Origin of the sequence: Andreesenia angusta, from assembly GCF_001855385.1 — a bacterium.
GTDB lineage: Bacteria > Bacillota > Clostridia > Tissierellales > Gottschalkiaceae > Andreesenia > Andreesenia angusta.
Genome location: NZ_MKIE01000004.1, coordinates 158,399 through 180,063, shown reverse-complemented (window position 1 = coordinate 180,063; position 21,665 = coordinate 158,399). Strand labels below are relative to the sequence as shown.

Genomic DNA, 21,665 nt, shown 5'->3' with positions numbered 1-21,665 from the left:
GGGTTTATATAGAATTTTGGAGGGAATCGAAATGTTCAAGAAGCTTATACTTAAGATGAAGAAGAGTGTATGGCTATATCCTGCTATTCACGGAATAATGTCCACTGTAATGGTAGCCATAGTGCTGGCTATAGACACTAGGACTCTGTTCGATCCAGAGCTTGTATTGCCACGGATAATGTTTACAAAAGTCGATCTGGCCCAGACTATACTAGGGGCAATAGCAGGCTCGCTCCTCACAATGACGACTTTCACCTTCTCCACAATAATGGTGGTGCTGACCATGTACACCTCTCAGTACTCTCCGAGGACTGTCGAGAACTTTCTAGACGACAGCATAACCATGAAGGTGCTGGGGATATTTATGGGCGGGTTTATCTACTCAATACTTTCCCTTCTATTTATGAGAGAGAGCATTTCGGAATACCTTGTCATCTCGGCTACAGTGGGAGTTATATACTCCATAATCTGCCTGGTGTATTTCTCTGTCTTTATAAACCATGTGGGAAACTTGATACAGGCTAATAATCTGATAGACAGGCTATACCGGGAGGCCCTGGAGAATATAGAAGGCTATAGAAAGTCTGTCGAAGAGGTGAAGCTGGAGAAGAGCTTGGAACTTAAAGGATTTCCGTATGAAGTCTGTATAAAGAGCGATAGAAGCGGATATATACAGCTAGTGGACAAGGAAGCATTGGAGAGCATGGCCAAAGAGCTTTCCGCCAAGGTATTGCTAGAGAAGGTGATTGGTCAGTTTGTGACAGACGAGACGGAGCTTTTAAGGCTGCGATTTTCAGAGATGAAAGAGGTTACGGACTTCGACAAAGGCAGGCTTTTAAATGCCGTCACTATAGGGATAGAGAGAAACGAGCTTCAGGACTTCGACTTCTCTGTGCAGAAGATAGTGGAGATAGCTCTAAGGGCCATATCGCCAGGAATAAACGACCCGAATACAGCGAACCACTGCATCAGAATACTGGGCGTGCTTATGGGGAAGATAGCAGATCTAGAGGAGGGCTATCTAGTCAAAAATTCCGAAGACGGAAAGTCAGGCACTTTCTACGAGGCCATATCCTTTGAAAAAGAGCTCTACTACACTTTCTACCAGATAGTGAATTACGGAAAGGGCGATGTATCTGTGGTGCTATCCATATACAAGGCACTGAGAGAGATATCCAAGAAGGCGAGCCCTGAAAACAGACAAAAGGTGCATGAGATGGGGGAGTATCTCTACAACCGAATAGATCCGGAGCTTAAGTCAGGAATAGATGGCAAGATGATAGCTGTCGAGAAAGCAGATATAGTTTAGAGCAGAGCGACTTTCAAAGAGTCGCTTTTGTTTTGAACAATAAACTGATATAATGTAGCTGACAAGTTAATACTGCATAGGGTGCTTGAAAGAGTTAAAAGGGAAAGCGGTCAAAATCCGCTACAGCCCCCGCTACTGTAGGTGAGGATGAAATCCAGAAAAGCCATTGGGAAGACCGAGAAGGCTGGAGAGTAAGGCGAATCACAAGTCAGGAGACCTGCCATATGCATACAGACTGTATCTTCGGAGGGAGGATGAGAGTATATAGGAATATTCTCGCACCCATGGGTGTATTTTTTTTACAGAAAATAGAAGGAGTGATCGGATTGATTAAAAGGAATTTGAAAAGCATACTGCTGATTATGGCTATGCTCTTTGCATTTGCAGGCTGCGGAAAAAACACGGAGAAGTCTGAGCTATCCAAGTCAGAGGGCTACCCTATGACTATAGTGGATTCGTACGAAAGGGAAGTTGTAATTGAAGAGGAGCCTCAGACAGTGGTATCTGTGGCCCCGAATATAACAGAATCTATATACGCGATAGGAGCTGGAGACAAGCTTATAGGAAGGACAGACTACTGCGACTACCCAGTAGAGGTTTCGGATGTGGAGTCTGTAGGGAGCTTGACTGATCCAAGCATAGAGAAGATGGTGGAGCTAGACCCGGATATAGTGGTGGCTTCGACTCACTTTCAAAAAGAGGTGCTGGAGAAGCTGGAGGAAGCGGGAATAAAAGTAGTGGTTCTCTACGGGGAAGAGAGTTTTGAAGGAGTCTACGAGACTATAGATAAGCTTGGCAAGGTTATGAACAGAGAAGCCAACGCCCAGGAAGTTGTAGACGGTATGAAAGCCAAAGTAGAGGATGTCAAGTCCAAGGTGGAGGGGCTAGAGAAGCCTTCTGTCTACTACGTTGTAGGATACGGGGAATCTGGAGACTTTACAGCCACCAAAGAGACTTTTATAGCCCAGATGATAGAGATGGCCGGAGGAACGAATGCGGCAGACGATGCAGAGGGCTGGAAGTACAGCCTTGAAAAGCTTGTAGAGAAAGACCCGGACGTGCTGGTATGCTCCAAGTACTTTGACTCTAAAGCTGGAATAGAGTCGGCAAACGGCTACAGCGACCTTAGAGCGGTGAAAGAGGGGAAACTCTACGAGATAGACAACAACAAGCTGGACAGGCAAGGTCCTAGGCTTGCAGACGGACTGGAAGAGCTTGCAGAGCTTTTGCATCCAGAAGCTTTCAAATAGAAAGAAGGATTTAAATGGCCTTTATAGAGAATAGAAGAAGATACAGATTGATGTTTTCAGGAGGACTCCTTATTCTAGGAGTCCTGATTTTAATTACAAGCATGATGGGAGTGGCGGACATATCGGTAGAGGAGGCCCTTAGGATATTGACTCACAAACTGCCCTTTGTGGGAAGCTTTGTAGACGTAGGAGATATAGATCAGAAGTATATAAATATAATATGGAAACTGCGTCTGCCGAGGATAGCACTGGCGGGGCTTGTGGGAACGGGTCTCTCGGTTTCGGGGGCGGCCTTCCAGGGGATGTTTAAAAACCCTATGGCCGACCCCTATGTGCTGGGAGTGTCGTCAGGCTCGGCCCTTGGGGCCACTCTGGCACTCTTGTTTGGAGTAGGTGGTGGAATCATGGGGCTTGGAGGAACTACCGTCATGGCCTTTGTAGGAGCTATAGGGACCATAGTCCTTGTCTACAGCATAGCCAAGGTGGGGAACAGAGTTCCAATAGTCTCGCTCATACTGGCGGGAATATCGGTAAGCTATCTGCTGTCTTCGATAATATCGTTGATGATGCTCTTTAACAGAGCTCAAGTGGAGAAGATAGTCTTCTGGCTTATGGGAAGCGTATCAGCGGCCAGCTGGACTCAGGTCAGGCTGCTAGCTCCTTTTGTGGCGGCAGGAGTGGTAGCCATAACGATATTCTCGAGAGATTTGAACATAATGCTTATGGGTGATGAGACGGCCAAGGGGCTTGGAGTAGAGGTCGAAAAGGTGAAGAAGATACTGCTAGGCGTAACATCTCTGTTGGTTGGAGCTACAGTTGCTGTAAGCGGAATAATAGGCTTTGTGGGGCTTATAATACCCCACACCATAAGGCTTATGACAGGGCCGGACAACAGGACGCTGGTGCCTTTCTCCGCCCTGGGAGGGGCCATATTTATGATAGTTTCAGATACTATAGCGAGGACGGCTATCCCTCCTGTAGAGATACCGGTCGGGGCCATAACCTCTGTATTTGGAGCCCCTTATTTCATATATCTACTTATAAAGAGCAAGAAGGTGAATTGATGAAGAGCGCCATAGAGGTGAGAAATTTAAGCTGGAGCTATGGAGAGGAGAAAGTGCTCCGTGGTATAGACTTTCAGGTGGAAGTGGGGAAATTCTACAGCGTAATAGGGCCGAACGGCTCGGGAAAGACAACTCTCTTTAAGCTGATTTCTTCTGCGCTTGAGTTGAAGGGCGGAAGCATATATCTAAATGAGAGAGACGCAAAGACTTACACAAAAAAGGAGCTTGCAAAGACAGTGGCTACAGTTCCGCAGAACACGGCAGTGGAGTTTGACTTTTCGGTTGAGGACATTGTTATGATGGGGCGATCTCCATACCTCAGGAGGTTTCAGTCTGAGAGTGAAGTCGACCTAGAGATAGTGGAGTGCGCCATGAAGATGGTGGACATAGTCCACTTGAGAGAGAAGAAGATAAACGGCATAAGCGGAGGCGAGAGACAGAGGGCCATAATAGCGAGAGCCATAGCCCAGAGCGCAGATATAATGCTGCTGGACGAGCCCATATCCCATATAGACTTGAGGTATCAGATAGAGCTTTTAGACACAGTCAGAAAGCTGAACAGGGAAAAGGGGGTCACTGTGGTGGCCATACTTCACGACCTTAACTTGGCGGCGGAGTACAGCGACAAGCTGTTCCTTATAAGCAAAGGCGAGATAGTGGCCAAGGGAAGCCCTGAAGAAGTGCTTACAGCGTCCAATATAGAGGAGGTATACGGGCTCAAAGTCAACTTGGTGGAGAATCCAGAGACAGGAAAGCCGCATATAATACCACTATACAGTCAGTTTTAAACTTAAGGCACCGGAAGGTGTCTTTTCTAATTCGCGAAAGATTCTGAAATATGATAAAATGAAGTATAGGAAGTATAGACTAAAAAGAGAAGAGTGTGAAAACTTGTTTGGATATATAACACCGTATAAGCCGGAGTTGAAGATGAGAGAGTACGATGTTTTCAGGGGGTACTACTGCGGGCTGTGCAAGTCCATGGGAAGAAACTACAGCCAGCTTTCCAGGCTGGGGCTGAACTACGACTTGGCGTTTCTAGGGATAGTGCTCTCTTCGCTTGAAGAGGAGCCCGACAGGTTTGCGAGAGAGGGCTGTATCTCGAACCCGCTGAAGAAGAAACCAGTAGCTTTAGAGAACAGAGCGCTTGAGTATACGGCGGATCTATCCATGGCGCTGATACACCACAAGTTGAGAGACGACTGGAGAGACGAGAAGTCTTTTAAATCGCTTTTCGCCGATATTCCGTTTGCACTTGCATTTAGAAAGTCCGCTTTCAAGCACCCGGAAAAGCACAGAGCTATAGCGGAGAGTCTTGAGAGGCTTTCAGCGCTGGAGTCCGAAAGCTGCAAAGTGGTGGATGAAGCGGCGGATACATTTGGAAAGCTTATGGAAGCTATAGCCACTCCCGAGTATATAGAGGACGAGGGTGTAAAGAGAGCGCTTGGCTTTATGGGCTACAACTTGGGCAGATGGATCTATATCTTGGATGCATTTGAAGATATGGAGAACGATTTGAAAGAAAACAGCTACAATCCGCTGCTGCTTCAGTATGAATACAGCGAAGACGAGACGCTAGAGGAGTTCAAGTCCAGGATAGTCGAGAGGGTGGAGTTTTCCCTGACTTTTACGCTGGACAATGTCTCCAAATCACTTGAGGTCTTGGAGCTCTACAGAAACAGGGAGATAGTTGAAAACATAGTTTATATGGGTATGAGATTCAAAATGGAGAGAATTTTAGGCAAGAAGGGAGACGAGAAGAGTTGAGAGATCCATACGAAGTACTAGGTGTACAAAGAGGGAGCAGCATAGAGGAGATAAAACTGGCGTACAAGCGTCTTGTAAAGAAGTACCATCCGGACCAGTACGCAAACAACCCCCTGTCAGATCTTGCACAGGAGAAGCTGAAAGAGGTAAATCAGGCCTACGACCAGCTTGCTGGGAAGACGGCCGCCAGTGGCAGCGGAAATTACAGTAAAAGCCAAAGCTCGAGCTACAACAGTCAGTCTGGAGTTGGCTACGGCGAGATAAGGTCTATGATAGAGCGAGGAAATATCTCAGGAGCGGAGTCCATGCTCTCAAGGATATCAACCAGGGGAGCCGAGTGGAACTACCTTATGGGAGTTGTGTACTTGAAGAAAGGCTGGTACGACCAGGCCTACCAGCATATAAACCTGGCTTCGCAGATGGAGCCCGGGAATATGGAATACAGGAATGCCATGTACAACTTTAACTACAGAAACCAGGGCTACAGGTCTTACGGCAATCAAGGCGGCTACAGGCAGAGCTCAGGCTCGTGCTGTGACATGTGCACATGCCTTATATGTACAGACTGCTGCTGCGAGTGCTGTGGCGGCGACTTCATAAGCTGCTGCTAGGGGTCCGTATGAGAAATAGAAAGACTAGAGATATATCAAGAGGCGCCATGATAACGGTGCTTTCCGTCGTAGTGCTCTACCTCTCCACGGTCCTTGTGACTACAAAGCTTTCGCTGCTGGCTGCTTCATCTGTGCTTGTGGCTATAGCTGTAGTGGAGACGGATTTAAAAGTAGGAGCACTCGTATACGCTGCGTCTTCGGCGCTTGGGTTTGCCTTGGTTCCAGATAAGCTGTTTGTGCTCTCGTATATATTCTTTTTTGGGGTATATCCCTTGGCGAAATACGCCATAGAGAGACTGAACAGATTTGAGCTTGAGTGGCTGATTAAAGCAATAGTGTTTAATGTACTGGCTTTTTTAGGCTACTCGGTCGGAAAGCTGTTTTTGTCGGAACAGCTAAAGCTTCCCCTGTCTATTTGGATCGTGGTGATGGTTTCGGAGATACTGTTCGTTGTCTATGACTATGCGATGAGCCTGGCCATATCATACTATATAGAGCGCATAAAGCCCAAGCTGGGCTAAAAAAGTGAAGAGCACCCGGTTCCGGGTGCTCTTTTTTAAACCATAAGCTTGCATATATTGTCTGCAAATTCCACAGGGTCTCCAACTGAAAGCCCATCTATAAGCACAGCTTGGCTGTACAGCAGTTCTGTGTAGAGGGCAAATTTCTCCTGGTCTGACTTGAAAGCATTTTCAAGCGAGCTGAAAACACTGTGGCCTGTGTTTATCTCCAACACTTTCTCAGCCTTCACCTTTTCACCAGAAGGCATAGCGTTAAGCACTTTCTCCATCTCGACAGAGATATCTCCCTCGCTAGAGAAGCATACAGGGTGGCTCTTAAGCCTTGAAGACGACTTTACAGAGCTGACTCTGTCGCCCAGTATCTCTTTCATCTTTTCGTACATGTCCTTGTGCTCAGTGTCGTCGTCTTTGATCTCGTCTTCGCCTTCTATTCCAAGGTCGCTGCTTGAGACAGACTTAAACTCCACGTCTCCGTAAGAGCGCATCATCTTTATGGCGAACTCGTCTACTTCATCTGTAAAGTAGAGTATCTCGTACCCCTTGTCTAGGACCATCTCAGTCTGAGGAAGCTTCTCTATCCTCTCCAAAGACTCCCCAGTTGCGTAGTAGATATACTTCTGGTCTTCAGGTTTTCTGTCAAGGTACTCTTTAAGCGACACAAGCGACTTGTCTTTTGAAGACGGGAACAGAAGCAGTTCCTCTAGGTCTTTTTTGTTGGCTCCGAAATCGCTGTATACTCCGAACTTGAGCTGTCTTCCAAATGACTTGTAGAAAGATTCGTACTTCTCCCTGTCGTTCTTGAGCAGAGACTTAAGCTCATTTCTTATCTTGTTCTTGATGTTTTTGGCTATGAGCTTCAGCTGTCTGTCATGCTGCAGCATCTCTCTAGATATGTTCAGAGATAGGTCTTCAGAGTCCACAAGGCCCTTAACAAAGCTGAAGTAGTCTGGAAGCAAATCTGCACATCTGCTCATTATCATCACGCCGCTAGAGTAGAGCTCAAGCCCTTTTTCATACTCAGGTGTGTAGAAGTCGAAAGGCACGCTCTCAGGAATGTAGAGTATCGCATTGTAGCTGACAGCCCCTTCTACGCTTGTGTGTATATGCATAAGAGGCTTGTCGAATCCGTAGTGCTTCTCTGAGTAGAAATTTTCGTAGTCCTTGTCGCTGAGTTCGCTCTTGTTCTTCTTCCAGATAGGCACCATGCTGTTTACTGTCTCTTCTTCGACATAGTTCTCGTACTCGTCTTCCGAGCCTTCTTTCAGTTTGGACTTCTCCATCTCCATAACTATAGGGTATCTTATAAAGTCCGAGTACTTCTTGACTATCTGTCTTAGTCTGTACTTGTCGAGGTATTCGTCGTAGTTCTCGTCTTCTGTGTTCTCCTTTATGGAAAGTGTTATCTCGGTTCCCACAGACTCTTTTTCACAAGGCTCTATTGTGTAGCCCTCAGCTCCTTCAGACTCCCATCTGTAGGCCTGTTCGCTGCCCAGCGCCTTGGAGACCACGGTAACCTTGTCTGCCACCATAAAGGCGGAGTAGAATCCAACCCCGAATTGTCCTATTATGTCGTAGCCGTCTTTCAGCTCGTTCTCGCTCTTGAATGCGTGAGAACCGCTCTTGGCTATGATTCCCAGGCTCTCCTCGAGCTCGCTTTCCGTCATGCCTATACCTGTGTCTACAATTTTAAGAGTTCTAGAGCTCTTGTCTGGAACGAGCTTTATAGAGTAGCTTTCAGGACTGAACTCCAGGCTCTCGTCTGTAAGCGACTTGTAGTATATCTTGTCTATGGCGTCGCTTGCGTTTGAGATAAGCTCCCTTAGGAAGATCTCCTTGTGGGTGTAGATTGAATTGATCATTAAATCCAGAAGTCTTTTGGATTCGGCTTGAAACTGTTTCACTGTCAAAGTAAATCTCCTCCTTGAAAACTATTAGCACTCTTCGCAGATGAGTGCCAGATTCATAATTCTTATATACCATAAATTCAGGCTCAAGTCAATAAAAAAGAGCCAGACTATTCAGTCGGGCTCGTACCTTTGGCAGATTCCTTTGAATCCCTATCAGGCAGTATAGTGAGCTTTACAAGCTCTATCCTGTTGTCTTTTACCAAAGCTATATCGAAAAGCAGATTCTTGTATTCCACAGTTTTTTTCTCGCCTGGCTCCGGGATATACTCTATGAGGTGAAGTAATAGCCCACCCAAAGTGTCGTACTCCTCTGAGTCTTCATTCAAGTTGAGATGCAGCAGCTCATTTAAATCCTCTACAGTGGCAAGACCCCGGATAAGATACTCGCTTTCCGAAATCTTCTTTATGTTGGAGTCTTCCTCGTCGAATTCGTCATAGATTTCTCCGACAATCTCTTCAAGCAGATCCTCTACGGTGACTATGCCAGAGAATCCGCCGTACTCGTCTATAAGCACAGCTATATGGGTGTTAGATGCCTGAAGCTCTTTAAACAGATCGTCTATATACTTTCGCTCAGGCACAAAATAAGGCGGCCTCATAATCTTCTCGATATCTACGTTTTCAAAGCCGAGCTCATAGGCTTCTGTCAAGAAATCCTTTAAGTTGAGAATCCCGATTATATTGTCTATATCGCCACGGTAGACAGGTATTCTGGAATGTTTTTCGCTTACAATGGAGTCGACATAGTCGCTGTAGGGCATATCCAAGTCCAGCATAAATACCTCTGTCCTGGGAGTCATAACCGTCTTGGCGATCTTGTCGTCAAATCTGAAGATGCTGTCTATCATTTCTCGCTCAGTCTCGTTTATCACACCATGCTCCTGACCTACTCCTATAAGAGAGCGAATTTCTTCACGAGAGACCTTCTCTTCAAGCCCCTTGGTCTCCATGCCGGTCAGCCTTATCAGCAGGCTGGTTGAAATTGAAAGTAGCTTTACAAATGGCATGGCGATTTTATATACTACCATGATGGGCTTGACAGAGAACATCGCAATTTTCTCTGAATTTTGAAGTGCGAGCCTCTTGGGGTATAGCTCTCCAAACACGAGAGTCACATATGAAAGCAGAACTGTGACGACCACAAAGGCTATTTGAGTCCCGTAAGGTATCCCAAAACCTCCGAGGAACTCCCCGAAAACTCCGGAAATACCAGTAGCTGCTGACGCACTTGAAAAAAAGCCAGCCAGAGTTATTCCGACCTGTATTGTGGAAAGAAACTTAGTCGGCTCAGACAGAAGCTTTTCAAGCAAGACCGCCTTTTTATTGCCTTTTTTGGCCAATGACGTCAGTCTATTTCTGTTCAAAGAAACCATGGCCATTTCGGCTGAGGCGAAAAACGCATTGACTGCTGTGAGAAATAATATTAGCGCAAATCGAAATATCAAACTATTCTGTTCAGGGTCAGATTCCATCTTTAAATACACGCTCCTCTAATTTAATAAGTTTAAAGAACATTTTAATATTGAAACGCTAGAAATTCAAGCTATTTCAAAAAAAAGTTGCAGACATTGGAATCGGGGTATAAATCTACTGAAAATAAAAGATGCACTGTATAAGTATTAGATATATAATTGGAGGGATTGAAATGGGTTTATTTGATAAACTAAGCAATATGGCTAAAGATGCAACTGACAAGGCAAGCGATCTTCTGGAGATACAGAAGCTTAACTCCAGGATAAGCGAAGAAAAAAACAAGATAACAAGGTCGAAGCAGCAGATAGGGGAGTACTACTGGAAAGAGTTCGAAAACGGCGTGGCGTTGGAGCCTGAGCCTTCAGAGCACTGCAGACAGATAGCACAGGCGAATGAGCAGATAAAGGTTATAGAAGCTCAGATAGAATCCATAAAAGCCGATGGAGCAGGGGGAGAAAACACGGTCAGAATGGAGACGAAACCTTGCCCTTCATGCGGAAACAATGTGGAGGTTGGAAAGAAGTTCTGTCCGGAATGCGGGTATAATATGGAGAGTGAAGTGAATTCCGAAGTGGCGGCAGAGCCAGCAGGAAGTTCGGCGAAATGTCCAAGCTGCGGCTCGGAGATTGAAAGTGGGCTTAAATTCTGCCCGGAATGTGGACAAAAACTAGACTAGAGGAGAGATAGAGAGATGAAATGCAACAACTGTGGAGCAAATATAGCTGACAATGCAAAATTCTGTGGGGAGTGTGGCGCGAAGGTGGTTTCGGGACCGCAGGGAAATTTCAAGCAAGCTGACGAAATAGACTATGTGATATACGGAGACGATATGCAGCTTGTGGAGATAGAGCTAGACCCTGGAGAAAGCGTAGTCGCTGAAGCCGGGGGCATGACGTATATGGAGCCTGACATAAAGATGGACACCATATTCGGAGATGGCAGCGGAACAGACGATGGAAAAGGCCTTATGGGCAAGCTTATGGGTGCAGGAAAAAGAGTACTTACAGGGGAGAGCCTCTTTATGACTTCGTTTCAGAATATGGGGCCTGGAAAGTCGCATGTGGCATTCGCAGCACCTTATCCTGGGAAGATAATACCTGTGGAGATAAAGGAGTTTGGAACTTCCCTCATATGCCAGAAAGATGCCTTTCTATGCGCAGCTAAGGGAATCTCTGTTGGAATTCATCTGAACAAGAGAATAGGCTCCGGTCTCTTCGGTGGAGAAGGCTTTATAATGCAGAAGCTCACAGGGGACGGGCTTGCATTTATACATGCAGGCGGAACGATAGTAAAAAAAGAGCTTTCGCCTGGGGAAGTGTTAAGGCTGGACACAGGATGCCTTGTGGCTATGAGCGAGACTGTAAACTATGACGTCGCATTTGCTGGAGACATAAAGAGCGGTCTCTTTGGAGGGGAAGGGCTTTTTCTGGCTACTCTTACAGGGCCAGGACATGTATGGATACAGTCGCTGCCTTTCAGCAGGATGGCCGATAGGATTTCAAAAGCCGTTGGAGCCAGAAAGGGAGAGAACCCAGGCATGAACAATCCCATGGGCGAGATAACTAGAGGGCTTGGAGATATGTTCAAGTAGAAGGAGTGAGGAGAATGCTACTAGGGATAGTTCTTTCGATAGCTTCGATTGCGGGAATAGTATATGGAGTGATTAGAAAAAACAAGATTCTGGGAATAGCTTCTGCGATTACACTGGCTATGGTTATTGCAGTTTGGGTATATTTTTATAATAATCCCTATTGAAATAGAATTGTATTTGGGAGGTTTTAGATTTGAAGGCTATAGAAGTGGAAGGCCTAAGCAAAAATTTTGGAGAGTCTAGGGTTCTAGACTCTCTTACATTCAGCATACCGCAAGGAGAGATATTTGGATTTCTAGGCCCCAATGGATCTGGAAAGACTACAGCGGTAAGGGTTATAAACGGAATTCTGGAGAAGACTGAAGGAAGAGTGAATATCCACGGGATAGACGTCAGAGAGAATGTGGCAGAAGCGCATAGGATTTCAGGGGTGATGACGGAGACGGCATCATCCTATGAAAATCTCACAGCGTGGGAGAATCTGGACTTTTTCGGCAAGCTATATTCCATGGAGAAGTCGGAAATATCCAGCCGGAGCGAAGAGCTTCTAAATACGCTTGGGCTATATGAGCACAAAGACAAGAAAGTCAAGGCTTACAGCACAGGTATGAAGAAGAGGATGTCCTTGGCGAGGGCGCTGCTTCACAGCCCCAAGGTGCTTTTTCTAGACGAGCCTACTTCGGGGCTTGACCCTGAAAGCGCAAGAAGTGTCTCGCATATGATAAAAAGGCTTGCAAAAGAGCATGGAGTGACTGTGTTTCTATGCACACATCAGCTTAAGTACGCCGAGGAGATATGTTCTCTCTACGGCTTTCTGAACAAGGGAAGGCTTATAGGCTTCGGGACATTTGAAGAGCTCTTGAAGGAAAAAAACAGCGGAATACACTTAAACATAAGAGGGGATAACTTGCCATCTGAATACAGAGGATACTTGGATGAGGAGAGCGGAATTTACAGATTGCCCATTTCCGGAGACAAGGAAGCCTCTGGCATAGTCAATGCGATAGTAAGTGCTGGCGGAGATATATATGAGGCCGACCAGTCGCATTGGAGTTTAGAGGACCTCTACTTTGCATATCAAGGTGGTGAGAAAAAATGAATTCTGCTCAAAAAGCTATGATATACAAGGATGTAAAAGAGGTAATTGGAAACAAGATGATGCTGCTTCCAATGCTAATAGTTCCGATTGTATTTGTGGTTATATTTCCCGTAGTCATATTTGCGACAGCTGAGCTTGGCGCTGGAGAGATGGGAGATTTGAAGCCCATGCTATCGCTTCTAGATCCATCGGAGGTCTTTGAAAGCGATGTGCAGCTGCTGATATACCTGACCGTAAACTACATCTTTCCTGTGTTCTTTATTTTGATACCTATAATGACCTCTAGCATACTAGGAGCGAGCAGCTTTGTGGGAGAAAAAGAGCGAAAGACGCTGGAGACACTTCTCTATACGCCTATGAGCATAAAAGAGCTTTTCTTTTCAAAGGTAGTCTCCACTTTTGTGCCTGCATATGGGGTGACGCTAGCTTCTTTTGTGGTCTTCGGAGCTATAGTCAACGTGGGGGGATGGAGATACTTTGAGAGCCTCATATTTCCAAATGCGAAGTGGATAATAACGATACTTCTGATATCTCCGGCGGTAGCGCTTCTAGGCATAATATTTATGGTGATAGTCTCTGCAAGAGTGAGCACTTTTCAGGAAGCGCAGCAGATGAGTGGGTTCGTAGTCATTCCAGTTGTGATGCTTATAGTGGGGCAGACTACAGGGCTGTTTTTGCTAAACGAAATAATACTGCTGACTATTGGAGTGGCAGTAGCCGTTGCCGACTACTTTTTGATAAAGGTTGCAACAAGAAAGTTTACAGCTGAAAAGCTTATAGACTAAAAAACCCCGGCTCAATTGAGCCGGGGTTTTGCTAAGTAAAGCTGTCTATGGTAGGAAAGACTGGGGTCGAACCAGCGACTTCCACCTTGTCGAGGTGGCACTCTAACCAGCTGAGCTACTTTCCCACATGTATAGACAAATTCTACAATATGGAAGCTAAAAAGTCAAGCAAGACTTTAGAACAACTGTACATATCTTCAATTCTTATAGACTCTTTTACAGTGTGGACATCTGTCATTCCCGAGGATATGTTCACCACATTTATTCCGTGCTCAAAGTAGATATTTGCATCGCCGCCGCCACCTACATACTTGCACACCGGGTCGAATCCGGCTCTAGAAAAAGCGTCTTTCAGCTCCGATACAAACGGTTGACTTTCTGGGACATTGAAAGCGCCGTACTCCCTCTTGACATTCACTACGGCCTTCCCGCCCATTTCTGATGCCGTATCTTCGAATATGCGCTTCATAGTCTCGCTTTGGGGGTCTAGCTTTTCGTTGTATTTGCTTCTAGCTTCCGCGGTTATGACCACATCTGAAGCTATTATATTTGTAGCGACTCCTCCCGAAATTGTACCTATATTGGCTGTAGTGTCTTCGTCTACCCTGTAGAGGGGCATGGACGAAATGGCCTCTGCAGCTATCCCTATGGCGCTAACTCCTTTTTCAGGTTCCATTCCGGCATGGGCCGTTTTCCCGATGATCTTGACATGAAAGCTGTCCTGGGAAGGGCCGCTGTTGTATATAGTGCCTATAGGGCCACCGGAGTCTATTGCAATTCCATGCTTGGCGCTCAGCTTAGATACATCCAGGTTCTTGGCTCCATTCAGCCCCCCCTCTTCACAGATGGTGAAAACGACTTCTATCGGTCGTCTCTCTATATTTTTTTCCACTATGGTCTCGATGCACTCCATTATTATGGCTATTCCGCTCTTGTCATCGCCACCGAGCACTGTGGATCCGTCTGATCTCACCACTCCGCTTTCCACAACTGGCACCACTCCCGCTCCGGGAGATACAGTGTCCATATGGGCCGAGAGTAGTATAGGCTCAGACTCTGAATCGCCCGCTAGAAAGCCGTATACATTGTATCCGTTGCTGTTTGATTTTTCACCGGCGTCATCTCTATCCACTCTTAATCCAAGCGCTGAAAGCTCAGCTGAAAGCAGCTCTGCCATCTCTAGCTCGTTTCCGGTTTCGCTGTCTATTTGAACATATCTTAAAAATCTATTTAAAAGTCTTTCTCTGTCTATCATACAAGCACCTCCAACGTTCTATATAAGTCGATTATAGCCCAGTGTAAAGCTTTTGGAAAGCTCCACACTTTTATTTTTGAGGGAAAAGGGTATAATAATAGAATAAATATAAGTTTGGAGAGGATAGACAGATGCACAGGATACTTGTAGTGGACGATGAGGAGAAGATAAGAGAGCTTATAAAAAAATACGCGGAGTTCGAGGGATACAGCGTATGCGAAGCTGGAAATGGGATAGAGGCCATAGAGATATTAGGGCGCGAAAGCATAGATTTGATTGTGCTAGACGTAATGATGCCGGAGCTAGACGGATTTTCGACTTGCAAGGAGATAAGGAAGACCTCGGACGTTCCGGTCATAATGCTTTCGGCCAGAGGCGAGGAGTACGACAGGATACACGGGTTCGAGCTTGGAGTGGACGACTACGTAGTGAAGCCCTTCTCGCCGAAAGAGCTGATGATGAGAGTTGGAGCTGTTATAGGGCGGGGAAGGAAGTCGGAGCTGGCCAGAGAGAAATTTGAATGCGATGGGCTGGAGGTCGACTTCACAGCCAGGACAGCCAAGCTTGACGGTGTCAGAATAGACCTTTCTCCAAAGGAGTATGAGCTGCTGTCCTACATGGTTAAAAACAGGAATATAGCACTTACAAGAGAGAAGCTTATAACAGAGGTATGGGGGTACGATTTCTATGGTGACGACAGGACACTTGACACCCATATAAAGCTGCTTAGAAAAAGGCTTGGGGACTGCAGCAAGCACATAGTCACACTGAGAGGAGTGGGTTATAGGTTTGAGACGGAAGGAGCTTAGCATAAAATGGAAGCTGATTTTGTACTTGACTTGTTTTGTGATGTTTATAACGGCCATTCTATGGGTTGTGCAGACTGTGTTTTTAGACGAGTTCTACGAACGAATAAAGGTAAAGAGCGTTCTAGAAACAGCGGAATATGTTGAGTCTGAATTTGAATCTGAAAATCTAGAGGCCATTGTAGATGAGGTATCGCTTCAGGAAGAAGTCTCTGTAAGCATAGTGGGTCAGGACGGGAGTCTCTTTATAAGGTCGGATAGGTCGCACGACTCTGTGCTGGAAAAGCTTTCAAGCGAAGAGATTGGGAAGATATATATGCAGGCTGTAGAATCTGAAGAAGGAGTGCTGAAGAGCTATCAGTTTTTAAAGCCAGAGCCCTTAGGGGTAAGAGAAGAAGCCCCTCAAAAAGGAGAAGTGAAGAGCATAGTGTATGCAAACGTAGTAGAGGACAGCTCAGGACAGAAGCAGATGCTGTTCGTGGACTCTGTGATAACTCCAATAGACACCACCGTGTCTACTCTGAGGACACAGCTGCTCTATGTAACGGGAATGCTCGTAGTTGCCGCCGCAGGACTCGCGATACTGCTTTCAAAGAAGATAGCAGACCCGCTGATGAGAATAAACGATGCGGCCAAGACTATAGTAGATGCCGGGCAAGATGTGAGATTCGAGGGCTCAGGCTACAGAGAGGTTGTGGAGCTTGGAGATACACTCAACAGCGCAGTGGAGGAGCTTTCGAAGGCCGAGAAGCTACAGCGAGAGTTGGTGGCGAATATATCTCACGACTTAAAGACTCCTCTGACCATGATAATAGGATACAGCGAGGCCATGAGGGATCTTCCGGGGGAGAACACGCCTGAAAACATGCAGGTGGTTATAGACGAGGCAAACAGGCTGAACAGGCTTGTGACAGATGTGCTGAGCATATCCAAGATACAGTCTGGAACAGAGAGCCTTGAGCTGACAAGAGTAAACTTGACTGAACTTATAGAGAGGACCATAGACAGATGCTCGAAGCTGACAGAGTCCAAGGGGTACAGCATAGAGTTTTTAGCTGAAGAGGACGCTTGGGTTTACGCAGACGAACTCAAGATATCTCAGGTGATATACAATCTGCTGGGAAACGCCATAACACATACAGGGGAGGACAACAGGATAAAGGTTGTTCAGAGTATATCGAAAGATAAAGTTAAAGTTTCTGTAGTGGACAGCGGAGAGGGCATACCGAAGGATCAGCTAGGGAATATATGGGAAAGATACTACAAGCTTGACAAGGTGCACAAGAGGGCAAGAATAGGCACAGGACTTGGACTTTCAATAGTAAAGTCGGTAGTCGAGATGCATGGGGGCAGCTGTGGAGTTGATAGTGAGGAAGGCAAGGGAAGTGAGTTCTGGTTTGAGTTAGGAGGTGGAAAGCTTGAGTGACGAGGGATGCAAGACGCTTTTTATAGGCATAGACCTTGAAGAGAGTCTTAAAACAGAGATAGGCAGATATGCAGAATCGCTTAAAAAAATGGCTCTCAAGGGAAAGTGGAAGGATCCAGACAACTACCATATAACCATAAAGTACCTTGGAAATACGGAACTTGAAAAGCTGGAGAAACTGGAGGAAGTTCTGAGGGGTGTGAAAGCAATTAGCTTTTCACTTTCAATTTCAGGGCTCAGGGCTTTTATGAAAAACGAAAAGACAAAGGTGGTATATCTTGGACTGAAGGGTGATACAGATGCGCTGAACTCGGTCTACAGCCAAGTAGAGGTAGTAGCTATGAGCATAGGGTTTAAGGGTGAAAGGCGGGGCTATACGCCTCATATAACGCTGGGAAACGACATCAGCTTTGAGATGGGAATAGAAGACATCGAAGCTGAAGCCGAAAAACCAGAGTTTCAAGAAATAGAGGTGAGGAGCATAACACTATTTGAAAGCAAGCGGGAAGACAACAGAAGAGTATATGTTCCCCTAAAGGAGTTCGAAATATGAAGCTTACGACACTTTGCTATATAGAAAAAGACGGCAAAATGCTTTTTCTACATAGAAACAAGAAGAAAAACGATGTTCACAAGGGCAAGTACATAGGCCTTGGAGGAAAGCTAGAGCCGGGGGAGTCCCCAGATGAATGCGTAATAAGAGAAGTGAAAGAAGAGAGTGGGCTAGAGATAAAGCATCCAGTGCTTAGAGGCGTCATGACATTTCCTCTGTTTGACGGAGTGGAGGACTGGTACACTTTTCTTTACTCTGCCCATGAATTCGCCGGGGAGATTTCTGAATCTGACGAAGGAGAGCTTCACTGGGTAGAGAAGAGCGATGTAGAGAGATTAGACCTCTGGGAAGGAGATAGGCTATTTTTGGACTGGATGAAGCGCTATGAATTTTTTTCAGCCAAGTTCATATATAAAGATGGACAGCTTCAAGAATACACTGTTAATATCTAATTAAAGAGGGTATAATTACACAAATGGGGATAAGATTAAGTTAATAATAGAAAAAGAAGGTGAAGGGTTTGAAGAGAAAAAAAATAATTGCGATAATTTGCACTGTTCCAGTTATATTGACTCAGCTGGGATTTGCCAATCCAGAACCTGGAGTAGAGCAGGAAAAAGTTCAGGAAAAAGTTGAAGTAGATCTTGCGGTTGAAGCGGAGGAAACGGGCTACAAAGTGCTTCAAAATGGAGTAGAGCTTGGAACTTTCGGAAGCCTTAAAGAGGCCATAGCGGAAGCTGTAAAGTGGGCAAATTCAGTTGTAGAGTTTGAAGGTGAAGCTGTCTGGAGATTTGGAGACCAGCTCTACAAGGTGTACCAAGGGGAAGTACATCTTTCAAACTGGACATTTTCAAGCAAGTCAGAGGCGGTGGCTGAAGCTGTAAAGTGGAACAATTCACATATAGCTCACAATGGCGAAATAGTTTGGAGATTTGGAGACCACAAGTACAGGGTGATGCAGGGGAAAGCAGACCTTGGGCTCTTCAACACAAAGGCAGAGGCCATAGCAGAAGCTGTAAAGTGGAATAACTCCACAGTAGTGCACGAAGGCAGCACTGTTTGGAAGTTTGGAGACCACAAGTACAGAGTGATGCAGGGGAAAGCAGACCTTGGGCTTTTCAACACAAAGGCAGAGGCCATAGCTGAAGCTGTAAAGTGGAACAACTCCACAGTAGTGCACGAAGGCAGCACTGTTTGGAAGTTCGGAGACCACAAGTACAGGGTGATGCAGGGAAAAGCAGACCTTGGGCTCTTCAACACAAAGGCAGAGGCCATAGCTGAAGCTGTAAAGTGGAACAAATCCACAGTTGTCTACCAAGGCAGCACTGTTTGGAAGTTCGGAGACCACAAATACAGAGTCCTACAGGCAGGCGTTTCGCTTGGACTTTTTGACGATCTAAGCAGCGCAATAGCAGAGGGCAATAAGTGGAGAAACTCAGTTATAGTGAAAGACGGGGCTACTGTCTGGAAGTTCGGACAGGAGAGGCTTCTTGGTAGCTATACAACTTATTTTTCAGCGAGGGACACAAATAGGAACTACAACATAGCTCTCTCTGCAAGGTCTATAAATGGAAGGACAGTTGCACCTGGAACAGTTTTTTCTTTCAATGGAGCTACAGGGCTGAAGAACAAAGCGAATGGGTACAGAGAGTCGATAGTGATATCAGGAGGCAAATTCGTGCTAGGAGTAGGAGGAGGAGTTTGTCAGACATCTTCGACGCTTTACAATGCAGTGTTAAATGCGGGACTTCAGGTTGTGGAAAGACATCCGCACTCCCAGCCTGTATCGTATGTTCCAAGGGGTAGAGATGCTACTGTAGCAGACTATGCTTTGGACTTCAAGTTCAGAAACAACACGTCTTACCCCCTAAAGATAAAGGCTTCCACTACATCTAACTCGGTGACTGTAAGCATATACGGAATGTAATTTAAAAGAATAGCTGATGCTCAACCTAGAACACAGACTAAGGTTGGGTATCAGCTATATTTTTTTATGTATATAATGTATAATATTTTGATGAAAAGGAGATGATAATTTGAAGAGTTTGAAGACGAAACTTATACTTTACTTTGGAGTTCTTGTGCTTATTCTGTCCATAAGCTTAGGCTACGCTTCACTGAGGGAGTCGAGACTGGCTTTGACCGAAAGTGTTGAAAATGGACTCAATCTACTTTCGGATGAATCGGCTAAAGCCCTGGAATCCAGAGTGGGTATACAGAAGAGGACTATAGAGGTGGTCTCTATGGACCAAGGTGTAAAGAGCATGGACTGGGAAATTCAGAAGTCTGTCATAAAGCCGTATGTGGAGAGCACAGGATTTATGGACATAGGAGTTGTAGGGCTTGACGGTGTCGCAAAGTATACAGACGGGAGTACAGCGGACTTAGGAGACAGGGACTATGTAAAGAAAGCTCTTGGTGGAGATGTAGTGGTTTCCGACGTCATAATAAGCAGAGTCACAGGAGAGCCGGTCATAATGTATGCGGCACCTATAAAATCTGGAGACAGCGTAGTAGGGGCGCTAGTGGGCAGAAGGGATGGAAACGTGCTTTCGGAAATCACTGACGACATAGGATATGGAGAGAATGGATATGCCTATATGATAAACAGCGAAGGAACTATGGTGGCACATCCAAACAGAGAAAACGTTACAGAGCAGGTCAACCTCATAGCGGAATCTGAATCAGATTCCAGTCTCAAGAGCGCTGCCGAAATGTTCAAGAGGATAGTATCTGATGAAACAGGCATAGGGAAATACAGCCTGAATGGGAAAGAGATGTACGCAAGCTTTGCAAAGGTGAAAGGTACAGACTGGTCGCTGGTCATAACTGCTGAAGAGGATGAAGTCATGGCGGCTGTTCCGAAGATGCAGAGCAAGATATTCTATATAGCAGTTTCAATTTTAGCCATAAGCATAGCGATTGTATACATAATAGGAAATATGATTGCAAAGCCTATTCTGGCGGGAGTTTTACACACTGAAAAAATAGCTTCGCTTGACATAAGTGAAGATGTGCCTGCTATATATATGCAGAACAAGGATGAAATAGGCAGGTTGGCCAGAGCGCTTCAGACTATGACAGAAAATCTGAGGGATATAGTCAGCGAGATAAGCCAGTCGTCTGAGCAGGTTTCCTCATCGTCTGAGGAGCTTACGGCGACAGCCCAGCAGTCTGCAAATGCAGCCGGAGAGGTCTCTAAGACAATAGAGGACATAGCTAGAGGTGCTTCAGATCAAGCTAAAAGCACGGAGGAAGGCTCCGAAAAGGCCATATTGCTTGGCAAGGCCATAGAGATGGACGAGGAGTATCTGGAAGGCTTAAACAAGAGCGCTGAAAAGATAATCGAAGTAGTGGAAAGCGGGCTTGGAGAGATGGAAGTGCTAGGAGCAAAGACAGAAGAGAGCAACAACGCCGCAGGAGAGATATACGGAATAATAGTCAAGACAAACGAAAGTGCAGAGAAAATAGGCGAGGCTAGCGAAGTCATATCATCTATAGCAGACCAGACAAACTTGCTTGCACTAAATGCCGCAATAGAGGCTGCAAGGGCCGGGGAGATGGGCAAGGGATTTGCAGTAGTGGCGGAGGAGATAAGAAAGCTTGCAGAGCAGTCGTCTGAATCTACAGGGGAAATAAAGAAGATAGTCAGCGAACTTCAGGAAAACTCTCAAAATGCCGTTTCGACTATGGAAGCTGTAGGAGGAATAGTCAGGGAGCAGACAGAGAGTGTAGAGAGAAGTAGGGAGAACTACAGACTTATCTCAGAGGCCATGGAAAAGACAGGAGACTCTATATCAAAGCTGAATGGCTCTAGCATAGAGATGGGAAAAATGAAAGAGGATATACTTGAGACTCTAGAGAGCTTGTCAGCCATAGCTGAAGAGAACTCAGCATCCACAGAGGAAGCTACTGCGTCTATACAGGAACAGACAGCATCGGTTGAAGAGATAGCAGATGCAAGCGAAGGGCTCTCGAGGCTTGCTGTAGAGCTTGGAGATGTGATTTCAAAATTCAAGGTTTAGGGGGAATGCGTCTTGTTTTTCAAGAAAAACAAAGAGAAAAAAGAGAGCTTAGAAAAGCACAGGGAAATCTCAAAGCAGGAGAGCACCGAGGAAAGCGACAGTTTCAAGGAGACTGAAAGCTTGGAAAAGAAAGCGCTGAAAGGTCTTCCAGATGAGGAGCTTGCAAAGGCCATAAGGACTGTACTGAAGAAGAGCAAGCTGAACTGATTTTTGGTTTAGAGAC

The 21,665-nt window shown here is 45.7% G+C and carries 22 protein-coding genes, 1 tRNA gene and 1 riboswitch; of the genes, 19 read left to right on the top strand and 4 right to left on the bottom strand.

Features of this window, described 5'->3' with window-relative positions; all coding sequences use genetic code 11:
• Window positions 1-31 precede the first annotated feature (31 nt).
• From EUAN_RS06915 to EUAN_RS06885, 7 genes are all read left to right on the top strand, one after another.
• Window positions 32-1,309, top strand: a complete 1,278-nt coding sequence (locus EUAN_RS06915) for a DUF2254 domain-containing protein (RefSeq protein WP_071063060.1) — start codon at window positions 32-34, stop codon at window positions 1,307-1,309.
• Window positions 1,310-1,371: 62 nt separating this feature from the next.
• A riboswitch (cobalamin riboswitch) is annotated at window positions 1,372-1,548 on the top strand.
• Window positions 1,549-1,635: 87 nt separating this feature from the next.
• Window positions 1,636-2,559: an ABC transporter substrate-binding protein gene (locus EUAN_RS06910; RefSeq protein ID WP_211266303.1), complete on the top strand. Its 924-nt coding sequence runs from the start codon at window positions 1,636-1,638 to the stop codon at window positions 2,557-2,559.
• 14 nt (window positions 2,560-2,573) lie between these two features.
• On the top strand, window positions 2,574-3,623 hold the full coding sequence (locus EUAN_RS06905) for a FecCD family ABC transporter permease (RefSeq protein ID WP_071063056.1): 1,050 nt from the start codon (window positions 2,574-2,576) through the stop codon (window positions 3,621-3,623).
• Window positions 3,623-4,411, top strand: coding sequence for a heme ABC transporter ATP-binding protein (locus EUAN_RS06900; RefSeq protein WP_071063055.1), 789 nt, complete (start codon window positions 3,623-3,625; stop codon window positions 4,409-4,411). Before EUAN_RS06905 ends, EUAN_RS06900 begins: the two co-directional genes overlap by 1 nt.
• Window positions 4,412-4,469: 58 nt before the next feature.
• Window positions 4,470-5,390, top strand: a complete 921-nt coding sequence (locus EUAN_RS06895; RefSeq protein ID WP_245674460.1) for a DUF5685 family protein — start codon at window positions 4,470-4,472, stop codon at window positions 5,388-5,390.
• Window positions 5,387-6,001 carry a J domain-containing protein gene (locus EUAN_RS12940; RefSeq protein ID WP_071063051.1) on the top strand — a complete coding sequence of 205 codons (615 nt, stop codon included), beginning with the start codon at window positions 5,387-5,389 and terminating at the stop codon, window positions 5,999-6,001. Before EUAN_RS06895 ends, EUAN_RS12940 begins: the two co-directional genes overlap by 4 nt.
• 8 nt (window positions 6,002-6,009) lie before the next feature.
• The gene (locus EUAN_RS06885) at window positions 6,010-6,522 is read left to right on the top strand and encodes a hypothetical protein (RefSeq protein WP_071063049.1); all 513 of its coding nucleotides are present in this window, start codon (window positions 6,010-6,012) and stop codon (window positions 6,520-6,522) included.
• Between the two features lie 35 nt (window positions 6,523-6,557).
• Here EUAN_RS06885 and htpG read toward each other — a convergent pair whose 3' ends face one another.
• Window positions 6,558-8,423: a molecular chaperone HtpG gene (gene htpG, locus EUAN_RS06880; protein WP_342669841.1), complete on the bottom strand. Its 1,866-nt coding sequence runs from the start codon at window positions 8,421-8,423 to the stop codon at window positions 6,558-6,560.
• A gap of 113 nt (window positions 8,424-8,536) precedes the next feature.
• Window positions 8,537-9,901, bottom strand: coding sequence for a hemolysin family protein (locus tag EUAN_RS06875; protein WP_071063047.1), 1,365 nt, complete (start codon window positions 9,899-9,901; stop codon window positions 8,537-8,539).
• A gap of 173 nt (window positions 9,902-10,074) precedes the next feature.
• On the opposite strand from EUAN_RS06875, the gene EUAN_RS06870 reads away from it, so the two are divergent.
• Genes EUAN_RS06870 through EUAN_RS06855 form a run of 5 tightly spaced genes read left to right on the top strand, consistent with a single transcriptional unit; the run spans window position 10,075 to window position 13,377 of the window.
• Window positions 10,075-10,578 carry a zinc ribbon domain-containing protein gene (locus tag EUAN_RS06870; RefSeq protein ID WP_071063045.1) on the top strand — a complete coding sequence of 168 codons (504 nt, stop codon included), beginning with the start codon at window positions 10,075-10,077 and terminating at the stop codon, window positions 10,576-10,578.
• Between the two features lie 15 nt (window positions 10,579-10,593).
• The gene (locus EUAN_RS06865) at window positions 10,594-11,493 is read left to right on the top strand and encodes a TIGR00266 family protein (protein ID WP_084655811.1); all 900 of its coding nucleotides are present in this window, start codon (window positions 10,594-10,596) and stop codon (window positions 11,491-11,493) included.
• A gap of 14 nt (window positions 11,494-11,507) precedes the next feature.
• Window positions 11,508-11,657 (top strand): hypothetical protein, encoded by a 150-nt coding sequence (locus tag EUAN_RS12675; protein WP_169817359.1) that lies wholly within the window; start codon window positions 11,508-11,510, stop codon window positions 11,655-11,657.
• A gap of 29 nt (window positions 11,658-11,686) precedes the next feature.
• On the top strand, window positions 11,687-12,592 hold the full coding sequence (locus EUAN_RS06860) for an ABC transporter ATP-binding protein (protein ID WP_071063044.1): 906 nt from the start codon (window positions 11,687-11,689) through the stop codon (window positions 12,590-12,592).
• A complete protein-coding gene (locus EUAN_RS06855) occupies window positions 12,589-13,377 on the top strand; it encodes an ABC transporter permease (protein ID WP_071063042.1) in 789 nt (262 codons plus the stop codon). Before EUAN_RS06860 ends, EUAN_RS06855 begins: the two co-directional genes overlap by 4 nt.
• Before the next feature lie 48 nt (window positions 13,378-13,425).
• Here the strand turns inward: EUAN_RS06855 and EUAN_RS06850 are convergent.
• Window positions 13,426-13,502, bottom strand: a tRNA-Val gene (locus EUAN_RS06850).
• A 17-nt stretch (window positions 13,503-13,519) separates the two neighbouring features.
• Window positions 13,520-14,632, bottom strand: coding sequence for a M20/M25/M40 family metallo-hydrolase (locus EUAN_RS06845; RefSeq protein ID WP_071063040.1), 1,113 nt, complete (start codon window positions 14,630-14,632; stop codon window positions 13,520-13,522).
• Window positions 14,633-14,763: 131 nt separating this feature from the next.
• Here EUAN_RS06845 and EUAN_RS06840 point away from each other — a divergent pair, with 131 nt between their 5' ends.
• The 7 genes from EUAN_RS06840 to EUAN_RS06810 all read left to right on the top strand — a co-directional run bounded on the left by EUAN_RS06840 (window position 14,764) and on the right by EUAN_RS06810 (window position 21,649).
• Window positions 14,764-15,441: a response regulator transcription factor gene (locus EUAN_RS06840; protein ID WP_071063038.1), complete on the top strand. Its 678-nt coding sequence runs from the start codon at window positions 14,764-14,766 to the stop codon at window positions 15,439-15,441.
• A gap of 19 nt (window positions 15,442-15,460) precedes the next feature.
• Window positions 15,461-16,864, top strand: a complete 1,404-nt coding sequence (locus tag EUAN_RS06835; RefSeq protein WP_143000712.1) for a sensor histidine kinase — start codon at window positions 15,461-15,463, stop codon at window positions 16,862-16,864.
• The gene (gene thpR, locus EUAN_RS06830) at window positions 16,857-17,417 is read left to right on the top strand and encodes an RNA 2',3'-cyclic phosphodiesterase (RefSeq protein ID WP_071063034.1); all 561 of its coding nucleotides are present in this window, start codon (window positions 16,857-16,859) and stop codon (window positions 17,415-17,417) included. Before EUAN_RS06835 ends, thpR begins: the two co-directional genes overlap by 8 nt.
• Window positions 17,414-17,869 (top strand): NUDIX hydrolase, encoded by a 456-nt coding sequence (locus EUAN_RS06825; protein WP_071063032.1) that lies wholly within the window; start codon window positions 17,414-17,416, stop codon window positions 17,867-17,869. Before thpR ends, EUAN_RS06825 begins: the two co-directional genes overlap by 4 nt.
• A 68-nt stretch (window positions 17,870-17,937) precedes the next feature.
• Complete coding sequence (locus EUAN_RS06820; protein ID WP_071063030.1) at window positions 17,938-19,344, top strand: VanW family protein; 1,407 nt, start codon at window positions 17,938-17,940, stop codon at window positions 19,342-19,344.
• 109 nt (window positions 19,345-19,453) lie between these two features.
• Window positions 19,454-21,442, top strand: a complete 1,989-nt coding sequence (locus EUAN_RS06815) for a methyl-accepting chemotaxis protein (RefSeq protein WP_071063028.1) — start codon at window positions 19,454-19,456, stop codon at window positions 21,440-21,442.
• Window positions 21,443-21,454: 12 nt separating this feature from the next.
• Window positions 21,455-21,649: a hypothetical protein gene (locus tag EUAN_RS06810; RefSeq protein WP_071063027.1), complete on the top strand. Its 195-nt coding sequence runs from the start codon at window positions 21,455-21,457 to the stop codon at window positions 21,647-21,649.
• The last annotated feature ends 16 nt before the right edge of the window (window positions 21,650-21,665 follow it).

Coding starts and splice junctions, on each gene's coding strand:
- EUAN_RS06885 (WP_071063049.1), top strand. CDS start 6,010: ATGAGAAATAGAAAGACTAGAGATATATCAAGAGGCGCCATGATAACG.
- EUAN_RS06855 (WP_071063042.1), top strand. CDS start 12,589: ATGAATTCTGCTCAAAAAGCTATGATATACAAGGATGTAAAAGAGGTA.
- EUAN_RS06870 (WP_071063045.1), top strand. CDS start 10,075: ATGGGTTTATTTGATAAACTAAGCAATATGGCTAAAGATGCAACTGAC.
- EUAN_RS06875 (WP_071063047.1), bottom strand. CDS start 9,901: ATGGAATCTGACCCTGAACAGAATAGTTTGATATTTCGATTTGCGCTA.
- EUAN_RS06840 (WP_071063038.1), top strand. CDS start 14,764: ATGCACAGGATACTTGTAGTGGACGATGAGGAGAAGATAAGAGAGCTT.
- EUAN_RS06865 (WP_084655811.1), top strand. CDS start 10,594: ATGAAATGCAACAACTGTGGAGCAAATATAGCTGACAATGCAAAATTC.
- EUAN_RS06900 (WP_071063055.1), top strand. CDS start 3,623: ATGAAGAGCGCCATAGAGGTGAGAAATTTAAGCTGGAGCTATGGAGAG.
- EUAN_RS12675 (WP_169817359.1), top strand. CDS start 11,508: ATGCTACTAGGGATAGTTCTTTCGATAGCTTCGATTGCGGGAATAGTA.
- EUAN_RS06895 (WP_245674460.1), top strand. CDS start 4,470: ATGAAGTATAGGAAGTATAGACTAAAAAGAGAAGAGTGTGAAAACTTG.
- EUAN_RS06825 (WP_071063032.1), top strand. CDS start 17,414: ATGAAGCTTACGACACTTTGCTATATAGAAAAAGACGGCAAAATGCTT.
- EUAN_RS06845 (WP_071063040.1), bottom strand. CDS start 14,632: ATGATAGACAGAGAAAGACTTTTAAATAGATTTTTAAGATATGTTCAA.
- EUAN_RS06915 (WP_071063060.1), top strand. CDS start 32: ATGTTCAAGAAGCTTATACTTAAGATGAAGAAGAGTGTATGGCTATAT.
- EUAN_RS06905 (WP_071063056.1), top strand. CDS start 2,574: ATGGCCTTTATAGAGAATAGAAGAAGATACAGATTGATGTTTTCAGGA.